This window comes from Mesorhizobium sp. M7A.F.Ca.US.002.01.1.1 (assembly GCF_004022955.1).
GTDB classification, from domain to species: domain Bacteria; phylum Pseudomonadota; class Alphaproteobacteria; order Rhizobiales; family Rhizobiaceae; genus Mesorhizobium; species Mesorhizobium ciceri.
This window is the reverse complement of the sequence record NZ_RZQE01000463.1, coordinates 1-4655: the sequence shown is the minus strand read 5'-3', so window position 1 is coordinate 4655 and position 4655 is coordinate 1. Positions and strand designations below refer to the sequence as shown.

5 protein-coding genes and 1 pseudogene are annotated in these 4655 nt (G+C 65.1%); all 6 read right to left on the bottom strand.

Features of this window, described 5'->3' with window-relative positions; translation table 11 throughout:
- Positions 1-754: MoxR family ATPase (locus EN932_RS29685; RefSeq protein ID WP_164890677.1), on the bottom strand; the 754-nt coding region annotated here is incomplete at its 3' end.
- 7 nt (positions 755-761) lie between these two features.
- Entirely contained in the window at positions 762-1766 is a 1005-nt protein-coding gene (locus tag EN932_RS39615) for a molybdopterin cofactor-binding domain-containing protein (RefSeq protein ID WP_013530846.1), read from the bottom strand.
- A gap of 1 nt (position 1767) precedes the next feature.
- A complete protein-coding gene (locus tag EN932_RS39610) occupies positions 1768-3135 on the bottom strand; it encodes a xanthine dehydrogenase family protein molybdopterin-binding subunit (protein WP_127388341.1) in 1368 nt (455 codons plus the stop codon).
- A gap of 11 nt (positions 3136-3146) precedes the next feature.
- Complete coding sequence (locus tag EN932_RS29670) at positions 3147-3629, bottom strand: (2Fe-2S)-binding protein (protein ID WP_127370349.1); 483 nt, start codon at positions 3627-3629, stop codon at positions 3147-3149.
- 59 nt (positions 3630-3688) lie between these two features.
- Positions 3689-4483: an FAD binding domain-containing protein gene (locus tag EN932_RS29665; RefSeq protein WP_063172536.1), complete on the bottom strand. Its 795-nt coding sequence runs from the start codon at positions 4481-4483 to the stop codon at positions 3689-3691.
- Positions 4484-4495: 12 nt separating this feature from the next.
- Positions 4496-4655: pseudogene (locus EN932_RS39790) on the bottom strand (SRPBCC family protein); the annotation flags it as partial.

The following is a 4655-nucleotide window of genomic DNA, read 5'->3' as shown; positions in this document are numbered from 1 at the left end:
GGATGGTCGCGGCATTGGCCCATTCGACGGCCTCGGCAATACCCGGCGGCTTGGCCAGCGGCCGGGCACGGATGGTCTGCACGGCCGCCGCCACTGCGCGCGCCGTTGCTTGCGCCACATCGCCGGCGCGCAGCATGATGATGGCGGCCTCGCGCTCGGCGTCGGGATAGCCGATCCAGTGGTAGACACAGCGGCGGCGCAGCGCCTCGGCAAGCTCGCGGGTGCGGTTCGAGGTCAGGATGACGATCGGCTGTGCCGTGGCGCGGATTGTGCCGCGTTCGGGAATGCTGATCTGGAAATCGGAGAGGAATTCCAGAAGCAGCGCCTCGAATTCATGGTCCGAGCGGTCGATCTCATCGACCAGCAGCACCCGCTGCTCCGGCGCCTTCAGCACCTGCAGCAGCGGCCGGGCGATCAGGAAACGGTCTTCGTAGATGTCGATCTCATGCTCGCCGGCGTGGCGAATGGCGAGCAGCTGGCGTTGATAATTCCATTCGTAGAGCGCATGCGCAGCGTCGATGCCTTCATAGCATTGCAGCCGCACCAGATCGCGGCCGAGCAGCGCGGCGATCGCCTTGGCCGCTTCCGTCTTGCCGACGCCTGGTGCGCCTTCGAGCAGCAGCGGCTTCCCCAGCCGGATCGCCAGGAAGATCGCGGTCGCAAGACTGTCGTCGGCCAGATAGCGCGAGGCGGCAAGATGCTGCGCCACCGCCTCCGGTGAGATTGCGACAGTCTCGGCGCTTGTCCCGTTCATTCCAGCCTCAGTTCGCCGCTTGCGCCTTCAGCGCGCGCAGGACGCGCTCCGGCGTGATCGGCAGTGTGTCGATGCGCACGCCGACGGCGTCGAAGACGGCATTGGCGACCGCCGGGATCTGCGGGTTGGCGCACATTTCGCCCGGCCCCTTGGCGCCGTATGGCCCGTCCGCCGATGGCCGCTCCAGCACGATGATCTCGGTCTCGGCGAGGTCGCCGGGGCCGGGCATCAGATACTGGTTGAAGTCGGTGCCGCCATGGTCGCGGTTGGGATAATAGGGCTCGGTCGTCTCGTAGAGCGCGTGGCTGATGCCCATCCACGAACCGCCGACCAGTTGCTGTTCGACCATTTTCGGGTTCAGCGCGCGGCCGATCTCGAAGACGTTCTTCACAGTCAGCACGGTGACCTCGCCGGTCTCGTCGTCGACCTCGACCTCGGCCACGGTGCAGGCATGCGCGTAGCAGGTCGACGGCTTCATCGCGCCGGTCTCTTTCTCCGGATAGGAGCGCGGAATCAGGAACATGCCGCGGCCCGAGATCGAGCGGCCGCGCTTGAAATGCGCCGACAGCGCGACATCGAAGATCGAGATCGATTTTTGCGGGGCGCCCTTGACCAGGATGTTGCCCTGGCCGTCTGTCTCGAGGTCGGAGGCGTTCACCTCCAGTTCCTCGGCGGCCACTTCCAGCATCACCTGCCGCGCTTCCCTTGCCGCCTGGATGACGGCGTTGCCGGCGCGGTGCGTGCCGCGCGAGGCGAAGGTGCCCATGCAGTGCGGGCCGGTGTCGGTGTCGGCGGTGTCGACGACGACGCGGTCTGTCGGCACGCCGATGGTCTCGGCGCAGATCTGCGCCATGATCTGCTTCATGCCCTGCCCGAGATCGACCGATGACAGCGTCACCATGAAATTGCCTGTCGGCGTCGAGTGCACCAGTGCCTGTGTCGGGTCGCCGCCGAGGTTCATGCCGGTGGGATAGTTGATCGCGGCAACGCCGCGTCCGCGCCTGATCGCCATCTCAAGCTCCCTTCACGTAGGAGGACATCGCCAGGTACTTTTCCGCCACCGGCCAGTTGGCGGCGCGCGAAGCTTCCTGCATGCATTCGATCAGTGCGGCGCCCTCTGTCGGCTGGCGGTGCGCTTTCATATCATCGTCGCGATAGGCGTTGATGAAGCGGAATTCGAGCGGATCCATGCCGATCAGCCGCGCCAGCTTGTCCGTCTGCACCTCCAGCGCGAAATCGCCGATGGTGACGCCGAAGCCGCGCATGGCCGACGACGGCGTGCGGTTGGTGTAGACGCAGTAGGTGTCGATCCAGACGTTCGGAATAGTGTAGGGGCCGGGATAATGCCCCGCGCCCTTCTGCGCGCCATAGGGCGAGTGGCGCGAATAGGCGCCGGCATCGGTGTATCCGGTGACCTTGCGCGCGACGATGCGGCCATCTTTCATGACGCCGTCCTTGATGACGACCTTTTCAGCGGCGCGCGGCGACGAGATCTGCATCTCCTCCTCGCGGCTGTAGATAAAACAGACTGGTCGTCCTGTTAGTTTTGCGCCGAGGATGGCGATCGGCTCGACGATGACGTCGACCTTGCCGCCAAAACCGCCGCCGACTGTGCCGCCGACGAAATGCAATTTGCTGCCCGGCATCTGCAGGATGATCGAGGTGTTGTCGAGCGTGAAGAACATCGCCTGCGTGTTGGTGTAGCAGGTGAAGCGGTCATTGCCCTCGGGCGCCACCACGCAGCCGGTGGTCTCGGTCGGCGCGTGCTCGATCGGCGAAGACTGGTAGCTCTGCTCCAGTATGTGGTCGGCGCCGGCGAAGCCCGCCTCGACATCGCCGAAGCGCACCTTACGGCACTCGCCGCTATCATAGAGGTAATAATTCTGGCCGTGATATTCGTTGACCAGCGGCGCGTCGGGTTTCAGCGCCTCTTCCATGTCGAAGACGGCCGGCAGCACCTCATAGTCGACCTTGACCTTGGCTGCGGCCTCTTGTGCCGCGCGCTCGGTTTCGGCCAGCACCGCCACCACGGCCTCGCCCTTCCAGCGCACCTTGCCGTCGGCAAGCACCGTCTCGTCCTCCGGCCCGATCTGGATCAGGATCAGGATGGTGTAGACATTGTGCGGCACATCCTTGGCGGTCAGAATTTTCACCACGCCTGGATGTTTCTCCGCCTCGGAGGTGTCGATCGAGCGGATGCGGGCATGGTGATGCGGGCTGCGCACCATCTTCAGGTGCAGCATGCCGGGAAAGTTGCGGTCGGCGAAAAAGGCGGTCTTGCCGGTGACATGGCCGGGTGAATCCGAGCGCGGCCGCGGCTGGCCGATCTCGTGCAGATCATCCTTGCGGACATCGGCGAAGTAGCTCTTGCGCAGTTCCATTTTTTGTAACCTCAAGCCGCGTTCTGAGAGTTGGACCGCGCGGCGGTGAGCACCGCCTGGATGATCGGCTCGTAGCCGGTGCAGCGGCAGATGTTGCCCGACAGCGCCTCGACCACCTCGTCGCGGCTGGGATTGGGCGTGTGGTCGAGCAGCGCCTTGGCCGCCATGATCATGCCCGGCGTGCAGAAGCCGCATTGCGTGGCGAACGTGTCGAGGAAGGCGCGCTGCAACGGGTGCAGCACGCCGCCTTCCGCAAGACCGGATGTCGTGGTGATGGTTGCACCATTGCAGGTCTCGGCCAGCGTCAGGCAGGAGAGCCGGAGTTCGCCGTCGATGATGACCGAACAGGCACCACAAGTGCCCTGATGACAGCCGCCCTTCGGCGAGGTGTCACCGATCTTGTCGCGCAGCGCCTGAAGCAGCGTCGTGCCGCTGTCGATGAATTCGGCCTTTTCCGAGCCGTTGAGCGTGAATTGAACCGGAACCTTTGCCATGTTTTCCTCCCAGCGCGCCTGCCCGAACCAGCGGACAGACGCGCGCCCCCGAACAAATATTATGCGAGCAGCAACCGCCCGAGATGAACCGGCAGGACTTCGGCGCGATACCAGGCGCTGGCGATCGGGTCGGTGATGGGCGAGGTGCCATCACCGGCCGCGGCCAAGGCCGGCGCGATACCGTCAGCGGTCAGCGTTCGGCCGATCAGCGCTTTTTCCGCCGCCCTGGCGCGCATGGGCCGATCCGCCATGCAGCCGAGCGCGATCCGCGCCGAGGTCACGGAGCCATCCGACGACAGTTCCAGAGCACCGGCTATGCTGAGCACGGAGACGCCCTTGGGCTTTACCCTCGACACTTTCAGGAAGCGGAAACTGTCGGCCTTCGGAAGCGTGAAGCTCACGGAAGTGACGACGACGCGGCTGCCGCCCCGATTGGCCAGAAAAGTCTCGATCGGCGTTTCACCGTCATCGGTGCTGACCGTCGCATCGAGCGCCAGCAGGGCAACAGCGAAATCGCCATACGGGCTCGGGGCAAAAAGATTGCCGCCGACGGTCGCCATGTTGCGGATGGCCGGGCCTCCGACGGCACGGGCGGCCTTGGCGAGCGTGCCAAGCTCCGGATGGTCGGCGATCGCCGCCATCGTCACCGAAGCGCCGATGCGGACTTTATCGCCGGCAACGGCGATGGTGGACAAAGACGGCTCGGTCGACCTGACAAGGCCGGAAACCGAAACGTCGCCTTCATTGGCCGCGCGGACAACCAGCGTGCCCCCGCCGAGATAGCGTGTGCCCTGGGCTTTCAGTGCCGCGCTAGCGTCCTTCACCGTTGCAAAAGTCTGCAGTGCCAGCGCCATGGTTGGCTCCTGTCAGCTCTGGCCGGCGAAATGGCTTTTCAGGGCGTTGAAGCCGCCCTGAAAGACATTGGCGCCCATGCCCTCGGCCAGCTTGTCTGCCTCCTCGGGCGCGGCGTCGAAGCTGGCGGTCCATTCGGCGTAGGTGCGGTCGCCATCGGTCACGCGCCGCAGC